Source organism: Vibrio sp. 1249-1 (assembly GCF_033340495.1).
The window spans coordinates 1-907 of record NZ_JAWOWJ010000255.1 but is presented as its reverse complement, the minus strand read 5'-3'; the positions used below and the strand labels follow the sequence as shown (position 1 = coordinate 907).

The 907-nt window shown below is 44.2% G+C and carries 3 protein-coding genes; 2 read left to right on the top strand and 1 reads right to left on the bottom strand.

The window, feature by feature from the left end:
- The coding region (locus tag R7Z50_RS25660) for a helix-turn-helix domain-containing protein (RefSeq protein WP_318149496.1) at window positions 1-433 on the top strand (433 nt) is incomplete at its 5' end.
- Between the two features lie 76 nt (window positions 434-509).
- The gene (locus R7Z50_RS25655) at window positions 510-692 is read left to right on the top strand and encodes a hypothetical protein (RefSeq protein ID WP_033904250.1); all 183 of its coding nucleotides are present in this window, start codon (window positions 510-512) and stop codon (window positions 690-692) included.
- A 47-nt stretch (window positions 693-739) separates the two neighbouring features.
- Here the strand turns inward: R7Z50_RS25655 and R7Z50_RS25650 are convergent.
- On the bottom strand, window positions 740-907 hold a 168-nt coding region (locus R7Z50_RS25650), incomplete at its 5' end, for a TRAP transporter large permease subunit (protein ID WP_318149497.1).

The window sequence follows — 907 nt, the reverse complement described above, 5'->3', positions numbered from 1 at the left end:
CTACCGCCTCAACGTGGTTACGCTAGATTTGCCTCCCTTACGTGAACGCAAGGAAGACATCCCTGCCCTTTTCCATCATTTTCTTTTAGTCGCGGCGTCGCGCTATGGTAAAAGTTCGCCAAGTCTTTCAGCACAAGATTTGGCTCAGCTAATGGCTCACGATTGGCCGGGAAATGTCCGAGAACTACGCAATGCAGCAGAGCGTTTCGTTTTATTAGGTAAACTCATCCAATTAGGTGAACCAAGTTCCATCCCCGCCTCAACCAGTAGCCTTGCAGAGCAAGTGGCGGAGTTTGAAAAGGCAGCGATAGAAAATGCGCTACTGGAAAACAATGGCAGCATCAAACAAACGATGGAGCAGTTGAATGTGCCTCGAAAAACGCTGTATGACAAAATGCAACGCTATCAGATAGATAAAGAGCTCTATAAATAAAACCGGTTCGCACGATTGGTATTATATCCAACTTGAATCATAATTTTGCTAAGGCAATTATTGGGCTCATATGGATATGAATGAAAAAGTGAGGATACCGATCATTACCGATACCGTGATGGTAGACGGCCAGTATCAAGAAGAAAGACGCTCCGGTGAAGACCGACGTAAAAACAAAAAGAAGTGGTACGGTTATGAGCGCAGAGTCCATCCCGATCCGAGAAAACAAGATTTTAAATCCATAGACGAAGAGGTGTGATAGCTCACACCTCTTTTTGGTTTAGTGAATGTAATTCGGAAAATGTGTTATTTAGTGATTATTTCTGGCCCCATCAAGGTCGTTGGTAACCAGGTTGATACCCAAGGTACATAAGTCACAATTATCAAGAACAAGAACATGACACCCACCCATGGCAATGCCGCTTTTACAACATTCATCATCGACATTCTTGCCACCCCAGCCGTTACAAACAG